At 35.7% G+C, this 25,403-nt stretch carries 16 protein-coding genes; 9 read left to right on the top strand and 7 right to left on the bottom strand.

What is annotated here, in order from left to right; all coding sequences use genetic code 11:
* Positions 1 to 15: 15 nt before the first annotated feature.
* The 3 genes from ACLHG9_RS00305 to tgt form a co-directional block, all read right to left on the bottom strand.
* Positions 16 to 2,826 carry a TolB family protein gene (locus ACLHG9_RS00305; protein WP_410219618.1) on the bottom strand — a complete coding sequence of 937 codons (2,811 nt, stop codon included), beginning with the start codon at positions 2,824 to 2,826 and terminating at the stop codon, positions 16 to 18.
* Positions 2,827 to 3,957: 1,131 nt separating this feature from the next.
* Entirely contained in the window at positions 3,958 to 5,061 is a 1,104-nt protein-coding gene (locus ACLHG9_RS00300; protein ID WP_410219617.1) for an LptF/LptG family permease, read from the bottom strand.
* Positions 5,062 to 6,192 (bottom strand): tRNA guanosine(34) transglycosylase Tgt, encoded by a 1,131-nt coding sequence (gene tgt, locus ACLHG9_RS00295; protein ID WP_410219616.1) that lies wholly within the window; start codon positions 6,190 to 6,192, stop codon positions 5,062 to 5,064.
* A gap of 168 nt (positions 6,193 to 6,360) precedes the next feature.
* Here tgt and ACLHG9_RS00290 point away from each other — a divergent pair, with 168 nt between their 5' ends.
* Both ACLHG9_RS00290 and rsmG read left to right on the top strand, forming a co-directional pair.
* Positions 6,361 to 7,482, top strand: a complete 1,122-nt coding sequence (locus ACLHG9_RS00290) for a glycosyltransferase (protein ID WP_410219615.1) — start codon at positions 6,361 to 6,363, stop codon at positions 7,480 to 7,482.
* A gap of 14 nt (positions 7,483 to 7,496) precedes the next feature.
* Positions 7,497 to 8,132 carry a 16S rRNA (guanine(527)-N(7))-methyltransferase RsmG gene (gene rsmG / locus ACLHG9_RS00285; protein WP_410219614.1) on the top strand — a complete coding sequence of 212 codons (636 nt, stop codon included), beginning with the start codon at positions 7,497 to 7,499 and terminating at the stop codon, positions 8,130 to 8,132.
* A 2-nt stretch (positions 8,133 to 8,134) separates the two neighbouring features.
* Here rsmG and ACLHG9_RS00280 read toward each other — a convergent pair whose 3' ends face one another.
* Entirely contained in the window at positions 8,135 to 9,700 is a 1,566-nt protein-coding gene (locus tag ACLHG9_RS00280) for a M56 family metallopeptidase (protein WP_410219613.1), read from the bottom strand.
* Positions 9,697 to 10,068 carry a BlaI/MecI/CopY family transcriptional regulator gene (locus ACLHG9_RS00275; RefSeq protein WP_410219612.1) on the bottom strand — a complete coding sequence of 124 codons (372 nt, stop codon included), beginning with the start codon at positions 10,066 to 10,068 and terminating at the stop codon, positions 9,697 to 9,699. Before ACLHG9_RS00275 ends, ACLHG9_RS00280 begins: the two co-directional genes overlap by 4 nt.
* Before the next feature lie 110 nt (positions 10,069 to 10,178).
* On the opposite strand from ACLHG9_RS00275, the gene dprA reads away from it, so the two are divergent.
* Both dprA and ACLHG9_RS00265 read left to right on the top strand, forming a co-directional pair.
* Positions 10,179 to 11,270, top strand: coding sequence for a DNA-processing protein DprA (gene dprA / locus ACLHG9_RS00270; RefSeq protein ID WP_410219611.1), 1,092 nt, complete (start codon positions 10,179 to 10,181; stop codon positions 11,268 to 11,270).
* Between the two features lie 131 nt (positions 11,271 to 11,401).
* The gene (locus ACLHG9_RS00265) at positions 11,402 to 12,763 is read left to right on the top strand and encodes a pyridoxal-phosphate dependent enzyme (protein WP_410219610.1); all 1,362 of its coding nucleotides are present in this window, start codon (positions 11,402 to 11,404) and stop codon (positions 12,761 to 12,763) included.
* 295 nt (positions 12,764 to 13,058) lie between these two features.
* Here the strand turns inward: ACLHG9_RS00265 and ACLHG9_RS00260 are convergent, their stop codons facing one another.
* Positions 13,059 to 14,417 (bottom strand): sensor histidine kinase, encoded by a 1,359-nt coding sequence (locus tag ACLHG9_RS00260; protein ID WP_410219609.1) that lies wholly within the window; start codon positions 14,415 to 14,417, stop codon positions 13,059 to 13,061.
* 54 nt (positions 14,418 to 14,471) lie between these two features.
* Positions 14,472 to 15,842 (bottom strand): sigma-54-dependent transcriptional regulator, encoded by a 1,371-nt coding sequence (locus ACLHG9_RS00255; protein WP_410219608.1) that lies wholly within the window; start codon positions 15,840 to 15,842, stop codon positions 14,472 to 14,474.
* A 162-nt stretch (positions 15,843 to 16,004) separates the two neighbouring features.
* Between ACLHG9_RS00255 and ACLHG9_RS00250 the strand changes: the two genes are divergently transcribed.
* The 5 genes from ACLHG9_RS00250 to ACLHG9_RS00230 all read left to right on the top strand — a co-directional run bounded on the left by ACLHG9_RS00250 (position 16,005) and on the right by ACLHG9_RS00230 (position 25,356).
* Positions 16,005 to 17,249, top strand: a complete 1,245-nt coding sequence (locus ACLHG9_RS00250; RefSeq protein ID WP_410219607.1) for an efflux RND transporter periplasmic adaptor subunit — start codon at positions 16,005 to 16,007, stop codon at positions 17,247 to 17,249.
* Between the two features lie 108 nt (positions 17,250 to 17,357).
* Complete coding sequence (locus ACLHG9_RS00245; RefSeq protein ID WP_410219606.1) at positions 17,358 to 18,056, top strand: ABC transporter ATP-binding protein; 699 nt, start codon at positions 17,358 to 17,360, stop codon at positions 18,054 to 18,056.
* A gap of 50 nt (positions 18,057 to 18,106) precedes the next feature.
* Positions 18,107 to 20,479 carry an ABC transporter permease gene (locus ACLHG9_RS00240; protein ID WP_410219605.1) on the top strand — a complete coding sequence of 791 codons (2,373 nt, stop codon included), beginning with the start codon at positions 18,107 to 18,109 and terminating at the stop codon, positions 20,477 to 20,479.
* A 56-nt stretch (positions 20,480 to 20,535) separates the two neighbouring features.
* Positions 20,536 to 22,899, top strand: a complete 2,364-nt coding sequence (locus ACLHG9_RS00235; RefSeq protein ID WP_410219604.1) for an ABC transporter permease — start codon at positions 20,536 to 20,538, stop codon at positions 22,897 to 22,899.
* Positions 22,900 to 22,986: 87 nt separating this feature from the next.
* Complete coding sequence (locus ACLHG9_RS00230) at positions 22,987 to 25,356, top strand: FtsX-like permease family protein (RefSeq protein ID WP_410219603.1); 2,370 nt, start codon at positions 22,987 to 22,989, stop codon at positions 25,354 to 25,356.
* Positions 25,357 to 25,403: the final 47 nt, after the last annotated feature.

Genomic DNA, 25,403 nt, shown 5'->3' with positions numbered 1-25,403 from the left:
ATATTAAGAGGGTTTTTAAAAGCTATAATTAAATAATAACTCGAATATAGGGTTTTGGTTGTAGATTTTATTAACAAAAATAACTCTGCAGCCTAAATCAACTACAGGTTGGTACCTGAGTAAATTCATGTCGCTTCTCAATTCAAAACCATAGGTTTTAGGTTGCGACAGATTGGTTTCGATGCCAAAATTTTCATAATGGCTAAATAGGGTAGCCCTCACGTTTCTGATATAAGCTAAAGGGCCTATTTCAAGATCGGGATATAAGAAAGGGAAGCGATAATTAAACAGTAAAGAATTTTTTAATAGGTTTTTTGCCTTGATCTGGTTGTAGCCAAATACAGTTTGGATCTCTGTTGAGCCATTAAAAATACCGCTTTGACTTTGGTAATTAAAACTAGTCATGACCGAGTGATTTTTAGCTATGCCTGGAAAATAGAAATAACTTTCAAACGAAAACAGCTCGCCCTTTAAATTTTTGTCAAAAGGTTGGTTTAAGTATTGCACAATAATATTCTGGCCAAACCTTGGTGCGATATCTCGTTGGGCCATTCTTAAAGTGTGATTTAAATTAAGCCTATATTTCATTGGAAATTTAACCACATCTCGTAAAACGCCTTGTTCTTTAGGCTCAAAAAAACGTTTGATGTAATAAGTGCTGACCTCTGGGTTAATACTGTAATTATGATCCATATAGCTGCCGCTTAAAGGTAGGTTTACTTTGAAATTGATGTAATCTTCACGCCAGTTGGCCTGGTTGATTTGGTTCTTGTATTTGTAAAATTGTGTTCGAGGCCTGTTCATAAAGTTTATACTGAAAACAGGGTACAGTGCTTTATAGATTAATCCAGCGCTGTATTCTAATCTTTTCAAGTTGGTGTTGTATGATGCGCCTCCGTAAATGCTGGTGGTATTTAACAGGTCATTAGATCTTAACTCAAGCCCTATTTTCTCTTTTTCATCTGTTACGGGAGTAACACTGTGTAAATTAATGGTGTGAAAGAATGTTTTGTAAGGTTTGCTTTCAAAAGTACTGTCGGGAATATTTTCAAAAATAGAACTGCTGTTCTCTTGATCTTGGGCGGCTTGAGCGAAGTAAACAAAATGGTTCTCTTGCAATGGGAGTATTTCAAATGTAGTCTCTGCTATCTGGTAACCTCGCTCGGTATAAAGATTGAAAAAGAGGGAATTCCCAGCTGTGCTAAATGACGGATTAAAGGCACCGTATTTTGCGGCTGTTAGCGCCACTATCTTTTTATTCTGAGGGTCTATGCTGTAAACGTTATCAATTCCGTTGTAATGGGCATTAAAAGCGATTTGGTGGTTTATAAATACAGGCCTGCTCAACTGCTCTTTTGTGTCGTCGATGATTTTCTGGATTTTTCCGTCTGAATTTTTTAACCAGAGGGCTTTCCCCTTTTCGCTAACACTAACCCAACTGATCTTTGTTCCGTCAAAACTTAAAGCGGGAGTTTGTAGAATATCGTTTTTATCATTTAAAAAAGCACTTGTGAGTTTTCCATTGCTAAGATTTACAAATACAAGTTCAGACTGATTGGCTTTGTCAATACTCACGGCAATTAGTTTTTTGCCATCGGCCGAAAGACTTGGGGAGAACAATCGACTTTTGTAGGTGATTTGGCTTTTCTTTTTGGTTTGAAAATCGTAAATGCAGATTACGCTATAACTCCTTTGTCTGTAACGTGGGTCATAGCGTGTTTCGTTCCAAACAATTTTATGGTTGGCATAACTGAACCAAGGTTGCTCTTGATAGCCGATGTGAAATAAAGTCTTTTCGTTTTTGGTGCTATCAATAAGTATAAATTTTGAAGTTTCGGCCTTGCTTTGTTTTAATGCTAACACATAGTGCTCATCTATTTTTACGGGCAAGAAATAATCTGTTGCGAAATTATTTTCACGGTTATAAAGAGAGTAAGATTTACTAGTGGTTAAACTGTCTTGTTTTTGCCATTGCAGTTTTAATGTATTTGAAGTTTCGTGGTAAAAGCGGTTGGTGTTTAGCGTTGTAATTTTCCTTAAACTAGATGAAAAAGGATAAAGTCTGAGAGGTCTTTTGTTGATGTCGGTAAGAAGCTGGTCATTGATGTCTTTACCGTATTTTTCCCTAAGTTTTGAAACGAGTAAATAACCCAATTGGTAATAACCCGGAGTTTGGTCTTTGTCCGAACCAAAATAGGCCTTAGAATAAGAGAAGTTTTTTCCACTAAGAAGAGAGGCCCGGTAGGGCATTATCAAATTGGGTTGCCTGCCTCTTCCAGAGTGGGTCAATATGGTTTCGGTCAACACTGCATCACCTTCGAGGTACCAGGTAGGGATGCTTGCGCCTAAATAGGCAAAGTGTATTTCTTCAGGAAAAGGATAGCCATGTGTTCCGGTGATTTTATCAAATTGCGCTACATGCCTTAGCTCATGAACAGTAAGATTATTTAGCCAATCCTGACTGTCAAAATATTGAGGTGGCGTAGTATAAAATTGCGACTTTTTAGGAGCTAGTTGAACAAAGCCATTTGCGCTTATTCCCTGGTTCTGAAGGATGATCGGGATACGTGTTTTCTGTTGTTTATAGTCAGCGCCGATGAGAGGGTAGGAGGCAGTAAATGTATTGGCCATTCTCTGGGCTTCTTTTTCCATTTCGGCAGGATAGATGATTTTAAAGCCTCCTGCGGTTATTTGCCTCCATTTTACACTAAGTGGACTTTGTGAGGAGTCGAAAATCTGCGCAAAACCAAAATATGAATTTATTATTAATATTATAATAACTAATGTACTGATTTTTAAATATTTATATATTTTGTTTTTGTGCATTTTGTTTGTTTGCTAAAAATATTAGTTTTTATTTTGATTTTTTTGGGTTATTAATTTGACTTAAATTTTATTTGAATTTTGTAAATAATTGATATTTATATTTTTATAGTTCTATTATTTAAGATTAAAATCAAATTATTTTTGTTGTTTTTGGTAATTTTATATGGGTTTTTATACATCAAACATACAAAAAAATAAATGTATTATATAGTGAATTTTATGTACACTAATTATGGTTAATTTCTTTGCTGTTTTTTAGCTCTTTTTTTTGATTTGTATAAATAATTAGCAATTCTTTTCTAAAAATAAATACTATTTCATGTTTGATTTTTGTAGGGTATTTTGCTTTAATTTAGTTTTTGTGAAACTTGTTTAGCCCGTAACTTGGGTTGCATTAACTCGTATGAATCTGTTGTTTATTTAGAGATCTTTGGATGTAATGTTTGTTGTTTTTTTACTGACAAAAATATGATTTAATGAGGTTTTTTATAGCTGCGTATTTCTATGATTTTTACCTGATGTTAGAAAGATATTTTGTATTTACTTTTTCTTATTTTTTATACTTAGTGTATTTTTCATTTAATTTTATCTATTTTTTTTCTTCAAAAAAATAGATAGGTTTTCGTTTTTAAAGTCATGAAATTACAGCCTTTAAGAATATGTATTTGTAGAAATAGGGAATGTTTTTAAGCGCCTAAATATTTGAAAAGGTAGTAAAACTGACCTTGTAAAAACTGCTATTTTATGCAGGCGTTTTAGTGCTTTTCTTAGTGTTTATCTCCTGCTCATGAGAAACAAAATAAGATAAATACCGACTTGTAATTTGATGCGAAATGTTGATTTTACAAGTGGTTTTGATTTCGTTTTTTTAAGAGGTTTGTAACTTTTTTTATGAAGCATTAAAAGAAATGTTGTAATGTATTTTGTGATTATCTTCCTTTCTGTTTAGACCGATGAAATGATACTTTTATCTAAATAAAGCTGGAATTTAAAATGTAATAAGGTTTGTCCAATGGCTCGGAGAGCGTAAGAATAGATTGTAAATGTTGAGCAAATACAGGACTTTTCCGTACAAGAGATTCATAGAAGAGTAATCTCTACGGTAATATAATAAATAGGTGTTTTTAGCGCTTACTTTGGTGCTCTCCTTAACAGGTAATAGCCCAACAGGCCAAACAGGATTACAGGGGCTAAATTGGCTAATAAAGGATGTAATCCACCTTTGGTAGAGAACATTTTGGCAAAGCGGTCACAAACGATGTAAGCGAAGCTTAGAACAATTCCTATACCTAGCGGAAGACCTACGCCACCTCTTACTTTTCTTGAAGATAAGGCGACCCCTATAAGCGTTAAAATAAATGCAGAAAGGGGCTGTACCCAGCGTTTGTAATATTCAAATAGCAGGTCGTTCATCATGCCTGAACCTCTTATTTTCTCTTTTTCAATCTTTATGCCCAATTCTTTTGTGCTCATGGATTCAACTACATTGTCATATACCGAGAAATCTTCTGGTGTCATATCCAGCAGGGTATCTTTTGTAGAGTTGAGATAAGAGCTGAAGTTTTCCTTTAGGCCGTCTATATTGCGCACCGAGTAGTTAGAGATCTTCCACACCCGTTTTACCGAATCGTACGCAATGCGTTCAGCAACCAGCTTTTTAGTTAATGTATCGCCTTTAAACCTATCTAAGGTAAAGCGATAACCAATATTGCTGCGGTTATCAAAATTATCCATATAGATGTAGGTATTCTTATCTAATTTCATATGGATATTGAATTTTGTAAAAGGATCGTCTTTGTTTACAACTTCGTTTACAAACTTGTTTTTAATGCGGTTAGTATAAGGCAGGATATAAAGGTTTGATATCAGATTGGCCGAAAAAATAATGAATGCGGAAATAAAATAAGGCCTTAAGAAACGGTTAAAACTTACACCTCCGCTTAATATGGGAACAATTTCGGTTTGATCTGCCATTTTTGCTGTAAAGAAAATTACCGCAATAAAATTCATCAGCGGCGAAAGCATATTTACATAAAAAGGAATTGAACCTGCATAGTATTTGGTAATTACGCCCCAAATATTCAGGCCACTGTTCAAGAAATCGTCCAGTTTTTCTGAAAGGTCAAAAATGATGATGATTACAATAAATACAGCCAGCGTATAAAGAAAAGTACCTAGATATTTGCCAATAATAAAGGCATCGAGAATTTTTAAACGCTGTTTAATTGCTTTCATTTACAGTTTAGTGCCTAATACTTTTACCATTTTGTTTTTCCACTCGTAAAAAGTACCTTCCAATATCTTTTCGCGTGCTTGTTGCACAAGCCATAAATAGAAGTGAAGATTATGCAAGGTAGCAATTTGTGCGCCTAAAATTTCCTTAGAATGCATTAGATGCCTTAAGTAAGCCTTAGAATAAACCTGATCGGCAAATAGATCGCTATCTGCTTCAATAGGACTGAAATCATTTGCCCATTTTTTATTGCCGATATTGATTACGCCGTTTTTGGTAAACAACATGCCATTTCTTGCGTTCCTTGTAGGCATTACGCAGTCAAACATGTCAACACCTAAAGCAATATTCTCTAATATGTTTATCGGTGTACCTACACCCATTAAATAGCGGGGTTTATTTTGAGGCAATATATCACATACCACTTCTGTCATGGCATACATTTCTTCTGCAGGTTCTCCAACAGATAATCCGCCAATAGCATTTCCATCACGGTCCATACTTGCAATAAACTCGGCAGATTTAATCCTTAGGTCTTTATATACAGAGCCTTGAACAATAGGGAAAAGCGTTTGTTCATAACCATATTTAGGGTCGGTATGATCAAACCTGTCACAACAACGCTTTAGCCAGCGGTGGGTCATGTTCAGTGAATTGGAAGCGTATTTGTAATCACATGGATAAGGTGTGCATTCATCAAAAGCCATAATAATATCGGCCCCGATGGTGCGTTGTATATCCATTACATTTTCAGGCGTAAAAAGATGCTTTGAGCCATCAATATGTGATCTGAAAGTTACGCCATCTTCTTTGATTTTTCTTACTTGACTTAAAGAATAAACCTGATAACCACCACTATCGGTTAAAATAGGTTTGTCCCATCCGATAAATTTATGCAGTCCACCGGCAGGCTCCAGAATATCTAAGCCCGGTCTGAGGTACAGATGATAAGTATTACCTAAAATAATCTGAGCTTTAATATCTTCCTTCAACTCTCTTTGATGTACCGCCTTTACCGAACCGGCTGTACCTACCGGCATAAAAATAGGGGTTTGTATTTCGCCGTGCGCAGTGGTTATTTTTCCTGCTCTGGCCTTAGAATGCGGATCGGCTGCGGTTAACTCAAATTTCATATCCTGTATTATTCCTCAAAAAATCGAACAAAAGTAAAAAGAAAATTCTTCTAAACCGCATTTAAACTGTTGGGATAGTTCAAGACTGATTGTTAAAAGCGCATATTTTTCAACATCAGGCAATAATACAGATTAAAAAACGAAATTTGCTGGCTTGTAATCATCATTGTGGAACTAAATTTAATTGAATTTACGCTTTTAATTGCGCTTGTTATTTGTGTGCTGATACAGCTTTACTATACCTTGTTTGTACATGTTAAATTGGCCCGTTATAAAATTACGGGAATTGATACCGGGCAACATGAACCTATAAGTATAATTGTTTGTGCCAGAAACGAAGCAGAAAACCTAAGAAAAAACCTACCCAAACTGTTTAATCAGAACTATGGGCAATATGAAGTTGTAGTGGTTAATGATAGATCATGGGATGGCACAAAAGAGCTTTTAGAAGAATTTTCCAAACAATATGCTAACCTTAAAATGGTAACAGTAAGCGAAGGCGGTAGCTTTATTGCCGGAAAGAAATTTGCTGCCACCATGGGCATTAAAGCGTCTAAGTACAACTGGCTTGTATTTACCGATGCTGATTGTATGCCCGCTTCAGAAAACTGGCTTTTGGGTATGCAAAAAACTGTGAACAGTGATACAGAAATTGTACTGGGTTATTCGCCCTATACAAAGCAAAGAAGCTTATTGAATGTGCTAATTCGCTTTGAAACTTTTTTTACTGCAGTAAATTACCTTTCTTTTGCGCTAAAGGGGATGCCTTACATGGGCGTAGGCAGAAATATGGCCTATCATAAAGAACTGTTTTTTAGGAACAAAGGATTTGCTGCACATATGCACATACCATCGGGCGATGATGATCTGTTTGTAAATGCAAATGCTACTGCCGATAATACCATTATACAGATTAACCGTGAAACACATGTTTGGAGCGGGCCTAAACTAACTTTTTTAAGTTACATCAGGCAGAAAAAACGTCATATAGGCGCTGGAAAACTCTATAAACCCAAGCATAAATTTATTTTAAGCTTACAGATTGTTACTCAGTTTTTGTTTTATGCGCTAATTGTGGCTTTGTTATGTTTTAAAGCCACACAGTTTATTGCTTTGGGTATTTTGATACTAAACATCATTGTAAGGAGTTTTGTTTACCCTAAGCTATTACATAGGCTTAATTACAAAGAACTACGCTGGTGGTTTCCATTTTTGGATATATTGTTGGTGTTGTTCTTAGTCTTTAATGCTATTCTGTCTATCTTTGTAAAAAAAGTAAGCTGGAAATAATCTTTGAATTTAAAATGGCGCAAATTAAACCCGATATCATTTATAAATATTTTAAGAACCTGAATTCTGAACAAACGGTTCAATTTGAAAAATTATTTGAACTGTACAGCTTCTGGAATGCACAGATCAATGTAATTTCGAGAAAAGATATTGAGGAGCTTTATGAGCGTCATATTTTGCACTCTTTGGGTATTGCAAAATTTTGCAGCTTTAAAAAAGGAGAGAAAGTATTGGATGTAGGTACGGGAGGAGGATTCCCCGGTATTCCATTAGCTATTTTATTTCCTGAAACCCAATTCCATCTGGTAGATTCTATTGGTAAAAAAATAAAGGTTGTAACAGAAGTGGCTCAGGCTTTGGGGTTAAAGAATGTAAAAGCTAGCCACAGTAGGGCAGAGCAAATTACAGATAAATATAATTTTGTTGTGTCTCGTGCAGTAACACGTCTGGGTGATTTTTACCCTTGGGTAAGAGGTAAATTTGCCAAAGAAAACCTGAACGCCATTCAAAATGGTATTTTATACCTAAAAGGTGGCGATTTAACCGAAGAAATCAAAGAATCTAAATTAAAAGCGGAGCTGTATCCGCTTTCAGATTATTTTGAAGAAGAATTCTTTGATACCAAATATGTGGTTTATGTACCACAATAGGGTTATTTAACTATGATTGAACCCCTTTGGCTTTTTTCAGGCTCCTCATTTACTTTAACAAAAAAATAATAAGTACCTCTGGCAACTTCTTTGTCTTCAAATTTACCGTAATTACCTTTTTTGGCATTCCAATCATCATTATAAGCGGTATTATTGTAAACTATAGTTCCAAATCTATCGTAAATCGTCAGCGATTTTGCACCTGTGATCGTGCTGAAACTTAATAATTCTCCTTTAGTACGGTCTATCTCAATTGGTAATTTATATAACGAGGGTGGTGGTTCTGCCAGATCTATTTCTTTTACATTTCCAGAAATTTCTACTGCTCCGTATTTAGCCTTAGGTCCATATTTTTTTACTGCTTCCGTTGAATTTAAAATCAAAACTTCATCACTGTTGGTAACACCATAAAATTTACTGTTGTCTTCTACCTTTAACCCATTAATTATGATCAGTCTATTGTCTACCTGTACAGCTTTTTGGTTTTTATAATGATTTAGAGGATAAAATGAGGTTTGATTTTTAGGTTTGTACGTAGGAGGGAACTTAATTTGATCTCTTTTAGGATTTTGTTTTTTCAATGAATCAGTTTTTACAATTTGCGGTGGAAATTTAACCTGATCTCTTTTAATGTTTACTGCTTTGGGCTTTTCTTGAACATCAGTATAAAAGCTTTTCTCAGCAAGCAAATCTATATATCCATAACTTTTACTAAAGCTAAGTGTTGATACACAGAGTAATCCAATTCCAAGCGGAATGGTTAGCAAATATTTGAGCCTTGCCCGATTTGCTGTTTTTTCTTTGTTTAACATTTTGATTCTGTTTTTTAATGTGGGTTGATTGAAAAAATGATTGACAAATGAAGTGGAGAATGCGCTTATCGAGTTTTCGATAAGAAACATCGCATACTCGTGTTTAGAAATAATTGTCGTTGTGGTGTTTTCGTCTGCAATGTATTCGTGTAGTAACCTTAAGTCATTTTTAATGAAATAGATAACCGGATTAAACCAGCAAATAATTTTAAGCAGTTCCAACAAGATGATGTCTATGCTGTGCTTTTCTCTAATGTGTATTTTTTCGTGAGTTAAAACAGCTTCATTTTTAGCCATAATAGGGTGTATAAAAAGGATATTGAAAAATGAAAAGGGGCTTTGTTCGGTAGGTAATTCTACCAAAGTATATTTCCCATATTTACTTTTCCTGTTACCAAAATACATTCTAATGATTTTGGAGATAGCTATTAAAAACCTCAGACCTAAGAAAAAAACTAAAATTATATAGAAGTACAAAACATAATCTTCAAAAGCTAAGGCAGGTGTTTGCTCAATCGTTTTAGTTTCTGGTAGTTCTAAAGGCATAGGGTGGTAATTAAGCTCTGGATCAATAAAAGCGTGCGGTTTTAAAAAACCTAATTGAACTAGCGGGATAATAAAAGATGCCACAACGGCCAATATTAAATAATACCTGTTTGCATTATAGAAAGTGGTATGTTGCAAAATTAACTTGTAAAATACGTAAAAGATACTTACGTATAAGTTTACTTCAAGAATGTAGTATATCCAGTTCATGAGTTCTTATTTTTAAGTTTTTCAGCTAGGTTTACCAATTCATCTAATTGTTTTATGTCAATGTTTTTCTTTTCAATAATAAATGATACCAAACGCTCATAATTATTTTCAAAATAGTTATGCATAACTTTATCTAATGCAAAATGTTTGTACTGTTCTTCGCTTATTATCGGGTAATAAACATGCGTATTACCGATTGCCTTATGGGCAACAAAATTTTTAGTTTCTAATACCCTAATTACAGTTGAAACCGTATTATACGCAGGCTTTGGCGGGCTAATCTTTTCAATAATATCTTTTACTATACCTTCTTTCATTTCCCAAAGGATAAGCATTATTTGTTCTTCAGCTTTTGTTAATTCTTTCATAAAGTGTATTTTGTAATAATTTAAATTTAAAACTATAAAAATAGTTTTGCAACTATTTTTATAGTTTGATTATGTAATTAGCTTATTTTCAGTTAAATATTTTTTTTAAAATGGAAATAGTTTATCAAATTGCGCTTTCAATGATTCACGGTGTAGGACCGCGGATTTCTAAAAACCTGTTGCAAAAATTTGGAACAGCGCAAGCTGTATTTGATGCTAAATACCATCAGCTGGTGCAGACAGAGGGCATAGGCGAGAAGACCGCTAAAGCAATTTTGCATACAACAGCTCTTAAAAAAGCAGAAGAACAGCTTAATTTCATAGAAAAGCACAAGATAGAAGTCTTATTCTATACAGATGGACAATATCCTAAACGTTTACGAAATTGTATTGATGCGCCTTTAATTTTATACTACAAAGGTAGTGCAGATCTTAACCATAAACGTGTAGTAGGCATTGTAGGTACACGTAATGCTACAACTTATGGCAAAGGGCTATGTAAAGATCTTTTAGAGGGGTTGCGCGAGCAAAATGTTCTCACCGTTAGCGGATTGGCTTATGGTATAGATGCCATAGTGCACAAGGAGAGTTTAAATTGCGATATTCCTACTGTAGGGGTTCTGGGGCATGGTTTAGATCGTATATACCCCGCAAGTCATGCAGAACTAGCTAAAAAAATGACAAAAAACGGGGGCTTGCTTACAGAATACTTGCCCGGTACCAACCCCGACAGAGAAAATTTTCCTAAACGGAATAGGATTATTGCAGGCATGGCTGATGCAATTGTAGTTGTTGAAGCTTCTGCTAAAGGCGGCGCCTTAATTACGGCAGAGATTGCCAATTCATACAACAGAGATATATTTGCTTACCCGGGCCGCACAACGGATGAATATTCAAAAGGGTGCAATTTTTTAATCAAGACCAATAGGGCAGCTTTAATTCATCAAGCCAAAGATTTGATGTATTATATGGGATGGGAAGGTGCATTAAACCCTGAACCCGTAAAACAAACGGTTTTGAACCTTAACCTGTCTAAAGAAGAACAATTGATTGCAAACGCCTTGACAGAAAAAACCTTGAGCGTAGATGATTTACAAGTCAAATTGAACCTTCAGCAAAGTAAGCTTGCTGTTCAACTGCTCATGCTGGAAATGAAAGGTGTAATTGTTTCTTTGCCAGGTAAAATTTATAAGCTTGCCTAATTAATCACTTTTTCACCGGGCTTTTAAGGTTAAAAATGAAATAAAATTTTCTGCTAAAAATCTCGCTAAAATAATATTCTAATTGCTTTATAATTACCTTAATACTAAAAGCATATCCTTATTTTTGCAGCATGTGGTATAACAATATTCTAGAAACCATTGGCAATACGCCATTGGTAAAACTTAATCAGATCGTTAAAGATATTCCTGCTACGGTTTTAGCCAAAATAGAAACAACCAATCCGGGTAACTCTATTAAAGACCGTATGGCACTTAAAATGATTGAAGATGCCGAGAAAAGCGGAAAATTAAAACCGGGCGGTACTATTATAGAGGGAACCTCTGGAAATACAGGTATGGGACTGGCTATGGCCGCTATTATAAAAGGCTACAAATGTATTTTTACCACAACAGATAAGCAATCTAAAGAAAAAGTAGATGCTTTACGTGCTTTTGGGGCTGAGGTAATTGTTTGTCCTACTAACGTTGAGCCTGAAGATCCGCGTTCGTATTATTCAGTTTCTTCAAGATTAGAACGCGAAGTACCCAATTCATGGAAACCTAACCAATATGATAACCTGAGCAATTCTCAGGCACATTATGAACAAACAGGACCAGAAATATGGGAACAAACAGAAGGTAAGATTACCCATCTTTTGGTTGGAGTTGGTACCGGTGGTACCATTTCGGGCACAGGTAAATACTTAAAAGAGAAAAACCCGAATATACAAGTGTGGGGTATCGATACCTATGGTTCTGTGTTTAAGAAATATAAAGAAACCGGTATTTTCGATAAGAATGAAATCTATCCATACATAACCGAAGGCATTGGTGAAGACTTTTTACCTGCCAACGTGGATTTTGATACCATTGATCTATTTGAAAAAGTAACCGATAAAGATGCTGCCTTAATGACCCGTGAAATTTGCAGGCAAGAAGGCATTTTTGTAGGGAACTCTGCCGGAGCGGCAATCGCGGGTTTATTACAGTTAAAAGATCATTTAAAACCTGAAGATGTAGTGGTTGTAATTTTCCATGATCACGGAAGTCGTTATATGGGTAAAATGTACAACGAGGACTGGTTGCGAGAGAGAGGATTTCTGAAAGACGAAAAACTTACGGCAAGTACAATTCTGGCTAAAAAAGAAAGTTCAGAAATTGTGAGCATCGATTGTGAGAAAACCATCTCTGAGGCAATCAATACTATGAATACATTAAATATTTCGCAAATTCCGGTTACGCAGAAAGGTATGTTTGTGGGTAAACTTGCCGAGGGAGATATTTTAAAAGCATTGTTAGAAAATCCAAGCCTTAAATCCGCACCAGTTGAGAGTATCATGACTTCATCTTTTCCTTTTGTTGATCTGAATACTTCAATTGATAAAATATCATCGCTGATCAATAAAGAGAACAGTGCTGTTTTGGTTGAATTGCCGGACGGGCGTTTCGATATCATTACTCAATATGATATTATCAATGCTATTAAAGGTTAATTAAAACCCAATTGTCAAATTGAGCTTGTCCTTGTCACATTGAGCCTGTCGAAATGTATGCTTCGACAATCTCGATAGCTATCGGGACAGCCTGACACATTGTTGACCTTTACTTACCGTCATGCTGAACCCGTTTTACTTTATAGCTTTGCTCCAAGTCAGCATATTAAGGTGACCTTTGAGTGACTACTTTTTAAGATGCTGAAACGAGTTCAGCATGACGATAATAGCGGCGTCACCCTGAATTTATTTCAGGGTCTATCTTGATGTAATTTCAATTAACCAATTCAACGAACTACTGGTAATTGAAAATCAAAGAAAAAGTGGTGTGTTTATACGGTTCGGAAACCACTTCTATATTACCATTGTGCATCTTCATAATGTTACGTGTAATGGTTAACCCAATGCCAGAACCATTTTTTCTTGTGGTATAAAAAGGGACAAAAAGCTTATCAATTTTATCAGGTTCAATGCCACGTCCGTTATCTGTAACATTCAGGTGTATCTTGTTATCAGCAAGATGATAATTGACCTCTATGCACGAATGTTCCGTCTCTTCTAATGCATAAATGCTGTTGGTAATCAGATTGATCAGAGCCTGTTCAATCAATTTAAAGTCTATCATCAATGTAATTTTAGATGAAGTATTTTTTACATCGAAAACAATGCCCTTAGATTTAACCATTGGTAACATCAGGGTTTTGATGTGATTTAAAATTTCACTCATGGTAACTGCTTCTCTGTTAGGAGTAGGCAATTCAGCTATAAGTCTGTAGTCATTCACAAACTGTAATAAACCTTCAGATCTCTTTTTAATGGTTTGCAAAGCTGATTTCAGATCGGCTAATTCTTCTTCATTCAAATGATCTTTATGCGTAATCATCTGATTTGCGGTATCAGACAAAGAACTGATTGGCGTAATTGAGTTTAAAATCTCATGAGAGATCACACCTACCAGCCGGTTCCAGGCTTCTGTTTCTTTCTGCTCAATCTCGTCTTTGATATTTTTAAAAGAAATAATTTTGTAATCGACGCCATATAAATTTAAAGGAATAACTTCTATAGATAACTGCACGATTTTTTCATGAATCTTAAGCTCTAAAAACCTTTTACCGCCCTGTGCTATTTTTTCAATCTCTATCGCAAAATGAGGTAAATGTTGTTTAAACCGATGCCAGTAACTGTAAGAAGGTACACCTAATAGATTGCTTGCAGCAAGGTTAAAAAAAGCAATCTGTGCCTTTTCCCAATCACTAATCTGTGTTTTTAAAACCACTACGCCAACCGGAACCTGTTCCAATATAGTTTTAATGAGCATGGCGATAGCATCCTGTTCTAACTGAACATTCTTATGCACATCAATGATTTCATTGAAAGATTCATATAATTCCGGAAAGCTACCTCGAGTAGCCTTATTCCTGAAATTTAAAGTATGATCTTTGGTTTTAACAGCCAGTGTAAAACGCCGGATATCTTCTTTGATTTGGTTAATGTAATAATATAAAGAGATAATGGCTATAATCAACACAAGGCTTATACCTATAATGGTAAACCATAACTGCGTTTCACGGATTAAGAAAAATAAGACAATTGCCAGCAGATTGATAAATAAAAGCTTAACAATAAGTCTGAAAGTAAAACGCTGGTAGAACATATAACTAATGATTCTTTCTCTGTTAAAATTTGTTTAAAGTTACAAGCAACAAAACTATAAGCCAAACTTCTCGATACGCCTGTAGAGTGCAGCTCTGGTTAAACCCAATTCTGCTGCGGCCCGAGATATATTGCCTTTGTGTTTTTCTATAGCCTTGGCTACCATAGCTTTTTCCATTTCTTCTAAAGGCAGATCCATAGCTACAGCCTGCTGATGATTAAACTTATGAGGTGATAACTGCAGGTCATCTTCAGTAATTTCAAAATTTTCAGACATGATGGTGGCCCGTTCAATAACGTGTTGCAATTCTCTCACATTACCAGGCCAGCTATATTCCTGTAAAGCTTTTTTTGCCTGTAGAGATAAGGTTTTGGCAGGCTTATGGTATTTATTGCTAAAAACATCAATAAAATGTTTGGCAAGTACCTGTATATCATCTCCTCTTTTTCTTAAAGGTGGTAATAACAGTTCTACCGTGTTAATACGGAATAACAAATCCTGTCTGAATGTTCCCTTAGCAACCATTTCATTTAAAGGCATATTGGTGGCTGCAATTAATCTTACATTAATAGACCTTTCCTTGCTTTCACCCAAACGGGTTATTGTTCTGTTCTGTAAAACCGAAAGTAATTTAGTTTGTAGGGTTAAGGATAAATTACCAATCTCATCTAAAAAGATGGTACCACCTTCGGCCATTTCAAATCTGCCCGGACGGTCTTCTTTAGCATCTGTAAATGCACCTTTGGCATAACCGAACAATTCGCTTTCAAATAAATTCTCATTTAATGAACCCAAATCAACATGCATAAAAATTTGTTGATTGCGCAATGATTTTTTATGGATTTCGTAGGCATACACCTGTTTTCCTGTTCCATTTTCTCCAAGAATTAGCACATTGGCATCGGTAGGAGCAACTTTAAGCAGGTTCTTTTGCAAAAGCTGAATATCGGCACTGTCGCCTATTATATTTTCAAATTTTCGGGCAATATCGGTATGAAGAGAGCTTTGTATCCTTTCGAGCTTTTTAACTTTCTTTTTAGACTGGGTCAGTTTTGAGGCGGCAGATAAAGTGGCAAACAATTTATCATTTTCCCAAGGCTTAAGGATAAAATCTATAGCACCCTTTTTAATGGCTTGTATAGCCAGCTCTACACTTCCAAAGGCAGTCATTAAGATGACTACGTAATCTTTATCGATAGAAAGAATATGTTCGAGCCAGTAAAGTCCCTCACGGCCATCGCTGGCCCCTTTCTGGTAATTCATATCCAGTAAGATAAGGTCTATATCATTGGTGCTCAATAAGACATTGATTTCTTTTGGAGATTTACAGGTAATCACATTTCTGAAATGCAGTTTTAAAAAAAGCTTGGCACTCAGTAAAATGTCGTCATCATCATCAATTACAAGGATATTGCTGTCTATCATGTTGCAAAAATAGGGGAAGTGTACGTTGCTGCACAGTAAATGTTCAATAACGAACACCTTATTTTTGATAATTGTATTTATCTTGTTGATTTATAGTTGTTTAATGTTTTTGTTGTGAGTTGGCATAAACTTGGCAAACTGCAGGTAACGTTTAAAAAATTCATGGACAAAGTAATAGAGAAGAAAAAATTTAACCGCAAAACCATTATTATCATGGTTGCAGCTATTGTTTTTATTGCATTGGTTGCTTACGGATATCGCTTATCATTAAACAAAGTTTACAGGGTTGAAGCAGATAAAATTACATTGAGTAAAGTAGAATACGGAGATTTTGAAGATGTAGTGCTACTCAATGCCAGTGTTGTGCCTCTAACTTCTGTAATTGTAAGCTCAAGCGAAGGAGGAACAGTAGCGCAGATTTTTACAGAGAACGGATCATTTGTAAAAGCAGGTACACCTTTATTAAGAATAGCTAACCCCAATGCTTTGGCAAGTTATACTGCCAGTGAAACCAGCATAACCGAACAAATTAACCAATTGCGTAAGGTACGTTTAGATTTGGAGCAAAATCAGCGTGTAATGTTGCAGGATATGATGGATATTGATAATAAACTGCGTTCGGCTACCCGTAAATTTAAAGCAGACAGCATTTTATTTGATCGTAAAGTAATTACAAGAGAAGAATTTACTATGTCATCACAAGATTACGATTATTATAAAGGACGTAAAGCACTTTTACAGCAAGCAATTAAACAAGAAAACCAAAGTCGTGGAATGCAGCTCCAGCAGATAGAAAGCTCTATAGGCCGTATGAATGAAAGTTTGGAGCTGATCAGACAAAATATAGAGAACATGACCGTTAAAGCACCTGTATCAGGAAGATTATCATCTTACGATCCTGTAATAGGTAAATCTTATTCATCTAACGAGATGTTGGGAAAAATTGATGTACTGCAAGGTTATAAATTACAGGCTGGGGTAGACGAGTATTATATCAACAGAGTTAAAGAAGGGCAAAGTGCACATTGTGAGTTTGACGGACAGACTTACAAATTAAAAGTAAACAAAGTTATACCAGAGGTAACAGCTGGTCAGTTTCAAGTAGAAATGGTATTTGATGGCAAAGCGCCTGAGAACCTGAGAAGAGGTTTATCTATGCAAACTAAATTAACACTTTCAGATAACAGTAAATCGCTGTTATTGTCGCAGGGACAGTTCTTTCAAAGTACCGGAGGCAACTGGGTATTTGTAGAAAAAGATGGAAAGGCAACTAAACGCAATGTAAAAATAGGGCGTAAAAATTATCTGTATTACGAAGTTCTTGAAGGTTTGCAGAAAGGAGAGAATGTAGTAACCTCATCTTACGATTTGTTTAACCAATATGATATGTTAGAAATTACTAAATAAACCAAATAAACCAGTTATAATTTTAGGTTGGTTAAGCCCTGAATCAGGTGCGTTGAACAGGGCGCCAACTTATTATGCGTTGAATAAAAAAAATAAAAACCTTAAAATATGATCACAATAGAGAATCTGGAAAAGATATACAAAACCGAAGAAATTGAAACCACTGCGCTGAATGGTATTAACTTCAAAATTAAAGAAGGGGAATTTGTTTCTATTATGGGACCATCTGGCTGCGGTAAATCTACCTTATTAAATGTGATGGGTTTATTAGATAAACCTGAAAAAGGAAGCTACAAGTTTATAGATACTGAATTACTTACTTTAAATGATAAGGAACGTTCCAATTTCAGAAAGAGAAATATGGGCTTTGTGTTTCAGAACTTTAACCTTATTGATGAGCTGAGCGTATTTGAAAACATTGAGCTGCCGTTGATCTACAATAAAGTAGCTGCTTCTGAGCGTAAAAAGTTAGTAAACGAGATTATTGAGCGTATGAACATCGTTAATCGTAAAGGACATTTTCCACAACAATTATCAGGCGGACAGCAACAACGCGTAGCTGTTGCAAGAGCACTTGTAACCAAACCTAAGCTGATTTTAGCCGATGAGCCTACCGGTAACCTAGATAGTAGTCATGGTAATGAGGTAATGGAATTACTATGCGAATTGAACGAACAAGGAACTACCATTGTAATGGTAACCCACTCAAGTCACGATGCCAGCTTCTCAGACAGGATCATTAACCTGAAAGATGGGCATGTAATTTCTGAAAAACTAAATAAAGGCAAAACAGAAGAATTGATATAATTTTTTAAGCACACAATAAACCAAACACACAAACTCTTATTTGCTTAAATATGTTCAAACTAAACCTCAAAATCGCTTTGCGTAACCTATGGAAGAACAAAACTGCTTCTTTCATTAACATTATCGGCTTGGCCATAGGTTTGGCAGCCTGCTTAATGTTGCTGCTATATGTAAGCTATGAGTGGAATTTTGACAAGCAGGCCAAAAATTCAATAGATGTTTATACCACAATGACCAATATACCCGGCGATGACGGGAAAATAGCAGGTACTTTTGAAGGTTCTGTAAGTGCCTTTGGTCCGGCCATTAAACAGGATATACCTGAAATTGAGTATATGAGCCGCATGGATTATGGTAAGAAGAATCTAATAGCAAATGGAACCAATTCCTTTAAACGTAATTCAAAATTTGCTGAACCTGATATCTTTAAGATGTATGATTATACATTTATTCAAGGTAACCCTGAAACTGCATTAAAGGGCATTAACTCAGTAGTGCTTACTGAAAGTACAGCTAAAATATTATTTGGCACAACAGACGTACTGAATAAAACTGTTCGTTTTCAGGATAAATTGGATTTAAATGTTACAGCAGTAATTAAAGATCAACCCGATAACAGCTCAAATAAGTTTGATTACCTTATGCCCTGGTCATTGCTGGGTACTCGAGATCCAATGGCACAGACGCTCAATTGGGAAAGCTATAGCTATGTTACCTTGGTAAGATTAAAACCAGGTGCTGATGCTGAACTGGTTAACCAAAAAATTAAAGAAGTTATTAGAAAAAATACCAAAGATAGCTTTCAATCACAATCCTTATTTCCTTTAAGCAAGCTGCATTTATACAGCAAATTTGAAAACGGAAAAAGTATTGGTGGGGCTATTGAACAAATTAGGTTGTTTATGGGGCTTGCTTTTGGTATTTTGTTAATTGCCTGTATCAATTTTATGAACATGGCAACAGCCAAATCAGAAAAAAGGGCAAAAGAAGTAGGAATTAAGAAAACAATAGGTGCAAACCGAGCTTCACTAATTATGCAATTCTTAACCGAGTCTATACTGATGGCTTTTGTTGCGGTAATTATAGCAATTGTATTGTTAGAGGTTAGTTTGCCAACTTTTAATAGCTTATTGAACATTAAGTTAAGCATGCATTATTTTAATGCTTTAAACTGGGTAGGTGTTTTAAGCATTGTGTTTATAACCGGTTTAATAGCAGGAAGCTATCCGGCTTTTTATTTATCGGCCTTTAATCCTATTCAGAACCTGAAACGTAAAATTAACGGACGTGGTTGGGCTGATATTAATTTGAGACAGGTTTTGGTAGTAGGTCAGTTTTGTTTTGCCATCATTCTGATCATCTCAACGTTAGTTATTTACCGTCAAATACAATATGTAAAAAATAGGCCAGTAGGTTTTAATATTAACGCTTTGGTAGAAATGCCTCAAGAAGGAGAGCTTAAAACCAAATATGATATCTTAAAAAATGAACTGCTAAAATCTGGGGCGGTTACTTCTATGTTTCAGTCGTCGGTAAGTCTTTCGCATCATGGGGCTAATTTTCTGGATATCAAATGGGAGGGAATGACACAGCCCGAAAATAGGGTAATGTTTAATCAGGTAGCAACTTCTTATGATTTTCTGAAAACCAATGGCATTAAACTGTTAGAAGGCAGAGATTTTTCAGAACAATTTGCTTCAGATTCGCTGGGTGTTCTGGTAAGTGCTTCGGCTGTAAAAACCTTTGGTTACAAAGACCCTCTGGGTAAAACGGTTACCGTTTTTGGCAATAAACTTAATATTATAGGAGTTTTTGATGATTACGTATGGGATTCGCCTTATAAAGCCAATAACCCTATGGTAGTTTTCTTGAATACAAAACGTGCGGGCACGATTACCATGCGTTTAAATGAAGCACATACTGTAGCTAATAATATCAATACCATTAGTCAGATTACAAAATCCCTAAACCCTGCCTATCCGGTTGAGATCAATTTCCTCAACAATGTATATGCAGAAAAATACAATGCCGAGAAAACCTTGGGCATTTTAGCTAATCTTTTTGGCGGACTGGCCATCTTCGTTTCCTGTTTAGGTTTATTTGGGCTGGTAGCTTATAGCGCAGAACAACGTACCAAAGAGTTTGGTGTGCGTAAAGTACTGGGTGCATCAGTAGCTAACCTAATGCAAATTTTATCTGTTTCATTTGTGAAAATGATTTTGGTTGCTGTAGTTATAGCGGTGCCATTAAGTTATTATGCCATGAACAAATGGTTAAACCAGTTTGAGTTTCATACAGAAATCAGTTGGTGGATTGTACCGCTTGCCGCAGCTGGAACTTTGTCTTTAGCATTGATTACCATTAGTTTTCAGGCATTTAGATCGGCCAAAGCTAATCCGGTTGATGCTTTAAAATATGAATAATGAAAATCAATCTAAGTTTTGATTGATATAGGTTAACAGTATTAACAAACACACATATGTTTAAACTGAATTTAAAAATAGCTTTACGTAACCTTTGGAAAAATAAAGGTTTCTCACTGATTAATATTGGCGGCTTGGCCATTGGTTTAGCCAGTTGTATGATATTGCTGCTCTATGTAGCTTATGAATGGAGCTATGACAAACAATTTACCAATTATGATAAAACCTACGTAGTCTATAACAACCAAAAAACGCCTACACAAACTTTTAGTTTTGTGGCCGTTTCAGGAGTAATGGAAAAAGAGGTAAGAGAAAAAGTTAATGGCGTAGCTGCGGTTACCCGTGCTTCATATCCTGAAGAAACGTTGATTTCATATGAAAATAACAATATTAAAAAACAAGTTATTTCTGCCGATCCAGACTTTCTAAAGATTTTTGATTATAAAATTCTTAAAGGCAATCCAACAGGATTATTAAAAAATCCAGATGGAGTAATCCTTACAGAAACGCTTGCTAAAATTCTTTTCAATACAGAAGATCCTATTGGTAAAGTGATCAAGTACGATAACAAAGAACCTCTTAAAGTTGAAGCAGTTATTGAGGATTTACCTAAAAACTCTTCAATCAATGGAGACATGATTACTTCATGGGCCCTGTATGAAAAAATAAATCCGTGGGCAAAAAACAGTGGATGGGGTAATAATTTCTGTATGCTGTTTATCCAGTTAAAAGATAATAAGTTTTTCAATACAGCTAATAGTCATTTAAAAGGAATGATAAAGGCAAATAACCCCGATACAAACAATGAAGCCATGATGTTCCCTTTAGAAAAATGGCATCTGTACAGCAAGTTTGAAAACGGTGTTTCTGTTGGTGGTAAAATTGATAATCTAAGGATATTCCTGATTTTGGCATTTAGCATCTTGTTGATTGCCTGTATCAATTTTATGAATTTATCTACGGCCAAATCAGAGAAAAGAGCAAGAGAAGTAGGTGTGCGTAAGGCTATAGGCTCTACCAGAACCAATCTCATCAGCCAGTTTATGTTAGAGTCTATTCTAATTGCACTCTTTAGCACATTGGTAGCTTTTGTACTAATAGAAATCAGTTTGCCTTATTTTAATAACCTGCTGGGTATTACACTTAAGATCGATTATACCGATGCGTATTTCTGGGTAGTTTTTATAGGTTTGGCATTGATTACAGGAATAGTTTCAGGAAGCTATCCTGCATTTTACTTATCTTCCTTTGAACCGGTTAAGGTACTTAAAGGCTTTAAAATAGGTGGTGGAGCATCACTTTCTGTACGTAAGTTTTTAGTGGTTTTTCAGTTCGCTTTCTCTGCCTGCTTAATTATCTGTACGGTGGTAATTTACCAACAGTTAACCTATATCAAGAACAAGCCCATAGGTTATAATAGCGTAAATCTGTTGGAAATAAGAGCAGAAGGAGAGTTGGTCAACGAAAGCAAACGTCAGATTTTAAAAGACCTGCTCATCAAATCAGGAGCGGTAACAGATTTTACAGAATACAGTACCTCTTTAACCGGATCAGGTAACAATACTTACGGTTTTAGCTGGCCTGGCAAAAATGAAAAGGATGTTGTGCTGATAAATTACAGGTTTACCAATTTAGATTTTACCAAAACTACAGGTATGAGTATTTTACAAGGCAGAGACTTTGCCAAAGAATTTAAAGATACGGCAAGTGTTATGGTAAATGAGGCCTTGGTTAAAGCCATGGGCATGGAAAATCCGGTTGGACAAATGGTATCCTGGGGCGATGACAAATTTAAGATTGTAGGTGTGTTGAGTGATTATGTAATGGGCAGTCCGTATAAAAAACCTATGCCGCTGTTTGTATTGCAAAATCCAAACTCTGTAAATACCGTTATTGTAAGACTTAACCCTGAAAATAATGCCACAAATTCGGTAGAAAAAATAAAAGCTATTGTTAAAGAGGTTAATCCGGCTTATCCTGCCGAGATCAAGTTTGTGAGTGAGAAATTTGAAAGCAAGTTGAACGATGAGAAACTATTGGGAACCTTAGCCAATTGGTTTGGCGGACTGGCCATATTTATCTCTTGTTTAGGATTGTTGGGTTTAGCCCTGTATATGGCTACGCAACGTAAAAAGGAAATCAGCATTCGCAAAGTATTGGGAGCAAGCACAGGCAACATCCTTACTCTGTTAAATAAGGAGTTTATTGTTCTGGTAATTATTGCCAATGCGGTAGCTTTTCCACTGGCCTATATCATTATCAATAAGTGGCTTATCGGTTTTGAGTACCATGTTAGTTTATCGGTTGTTCCTTTCCTGATCGCCATCAGCCTTTCTATTCTCGTGGCTATACTTACGGTAAGCATACAGTCAGTAAAAGTGGCCAAATCAAACCCAGTAGATGCCTTGAAATACGAATAGGTAAAGATGTATAGCTAAAGCTGAAAGTGTAAGACGAGGAACGAACAACAAATAACGAATTAAAAACAACTCATTAATAAGTACATCATGTTTAAACTCAATTTAAAAATAGCATTACGTAATCTGTGGAGAAATAAGAGTATTACCGCTATAAATATTGGTGGCCTTGCCATTGCGATGGCGGCTTTCTTAATCCTGATGATCTATGTTACTTATGAAACTACCTTCGATAAGGACAATCCTCATTATAATCAGATTTATTTAGTTGGACGTAAATCATCTGCTTTCCAGACAAATTTTACTCCGCCGTCGTTAAGCAAAGAGATCAAAGCAAATTTTCCGGAAGTTGAAGCGGCCGGAACCATTAAGCATAATTTCTTTGAATTTGCGATAAATAAAGATGCCAATACTGTATTTGCAAAGAAACACATTTTTATAGAGTATGAAGCAGCTAAGATCCTGAATATAAAACCTGAACGTGGTCTTACGCAACCGGCTGGCGATGAATTTATTTTTTACCTCAGTAAACCTTATATGGAAACTTTGTTTCCTGGTAAAAAAGATGATAAACCTGAAATGGTTTCGTTCGGAAGCAAATCTGCAGGACACATCGGAAAAATAAGTGATGTTATCCAAACGGATGCACATTCTAATATAGATTTTGATGTGCTCACAGTTGTTAAAGAACTGGGCAAAGGCGAAAATTATGGTTACAACAATTATTTCACTTATATACAGGTAAAACCTGGGACAGATGTTGCTTTACTGACAAAAAAAATAGAAAAAATGTATCGTGCCAATACGGCAAAGGCTTTTGGCGAACTAGATTGGAAAGAGATCAATAGCGTTAATGTTTTTCTTGATCCTTTAAGAAACTTGCATTTAAGACCTACTGCGGGTACAGATACAAACTATAAAGTAGTGTTGGCCATATCGGTATTAGGGTTATTGATGCTGGTTATAGCCTGTATCAATTTTACCAACCTAAGTATTGCACAGGCAGCTAAAAGAGCTAAAGAAGTAGGTGTAAAAAAAGTAATGGGCGTTTTCCGTTACCAGCTGGTATTCCAGTTCATTACAGAAATACTGATACAATGTATTGTGGCCGGAGGGGTGGCCCTTATATTGGCCGAGCTGATCCTGCCGGCATTTAACAGCTTATTTGAGATCAATCTTAATATATGGCATAACAATACCGCTATTTTCTGGCAATTACCCGCTATAATTATTGGTATTACTCTTATTGCCGGTATCTATCCAGCTTTGGTTCTCTCGGGCTTTAGACCAGCTCTGGTATTAAAAGGTAACTTTCAAACCAGCAGACAGAGTTACTGGCTTAAAAACAGCTTATTGGTATTCCAGTTTGCAGTAGCGGTTATCTTTATTATAGGACTGTTCATTATCAATTCGCAGCTTAAATACATGCGCACGCAAGATGTAGGATTTAAAGCCGAGCAAGTAGTAGCTGTAAAAAACATGGCATTTTTCACAGATCCTAAGGTTTTCGAACCCGTTCGCGAAAAAATCATGCAAATACCGGGTGTAAAATCGGTAACTGTTGCAAATGCCATTCCGGATGGTTCAAAGTTGGGCAAGAATGGTTATACAGCCGAAGGTAAGAAAGAAACACTGGGTTTCATGGATGTTGATTTTGATTACTTTGAAACTTTAGGTATTTCGTTAAAGGAGGGCAGGTTTTTTAACAGGGCATTTAAATCAGATACTGTAAACTCAGCTATTCTTAACGAAAGTGCCGTTGCTAAATATGGTTTGGTAAATCCGATTGGTAAAACTATAAGAGGCTGCAGTATAGATTATAAGATTGTGGGCGTAATCAAAGATTTTAAATCAGAAGGATTTGAAAATGCAGTAGAACCTACTATTTATAGTTTGAACAATCCTTGCGGTAATGCTAAACTTGAAATTTTGATCAAGATTGAAGCACAGCAGATGTCTACTGTATTAGAAAGCTTAAAAAGACAATGGTCGTCTATTAACAAGTTAGATGGAGATCATTTCCGTTATCAATTTTTAGATGAATTGTATGGTCGTCTGTTTAAAAAACAAGAACAGCTACAGGCCATATTTTTTGTAGCAGCCATGCTTACCATATTTATAGCTGTATTGGGTTTGTTTGCTTTTGCTAAATATGTAACCAACGCACGCAATAAAGAAATTGCAGTACGTAAAGTTTTAGGTGCTACCGATTTACAGATTTTAAAACTGTTAAACAGTTCATTCTTTGTCATTGTACTTACAGCCAATTTATTGGGCTGGCCCTTAGCTTATTTATTAACCAAAAAATGGCTTGAAACTTTTGCTTACAGGGTAGATATGCCGGTAATGCCATTTGTGCTGAGCGCTTTGATAACCATTGGCCTGTCTTTGCTTACAGTAAGTATACAAGCTTCAAAAAGTGTGAAAGCCAAACCTGTTGATGCCTTGAAATATGAATAGATAAAGATGTGAAGTCTGAAGACGGAAGTTTAAAGAAAGTCCAAAGC

The organism is Pedobacter sp., assembly GCF_046462515.1.
GTDB lineage: Bacteria > Bacteroidota > Bacteroidia > Sphingobacteriales > Sphingobacteriaceae > Pedobacter.
The sequence above is the reverse complement of the archived record's forward strand: the minus strand, read 5'-3'. Positions and strand labels throughout refer to the sequence as shown.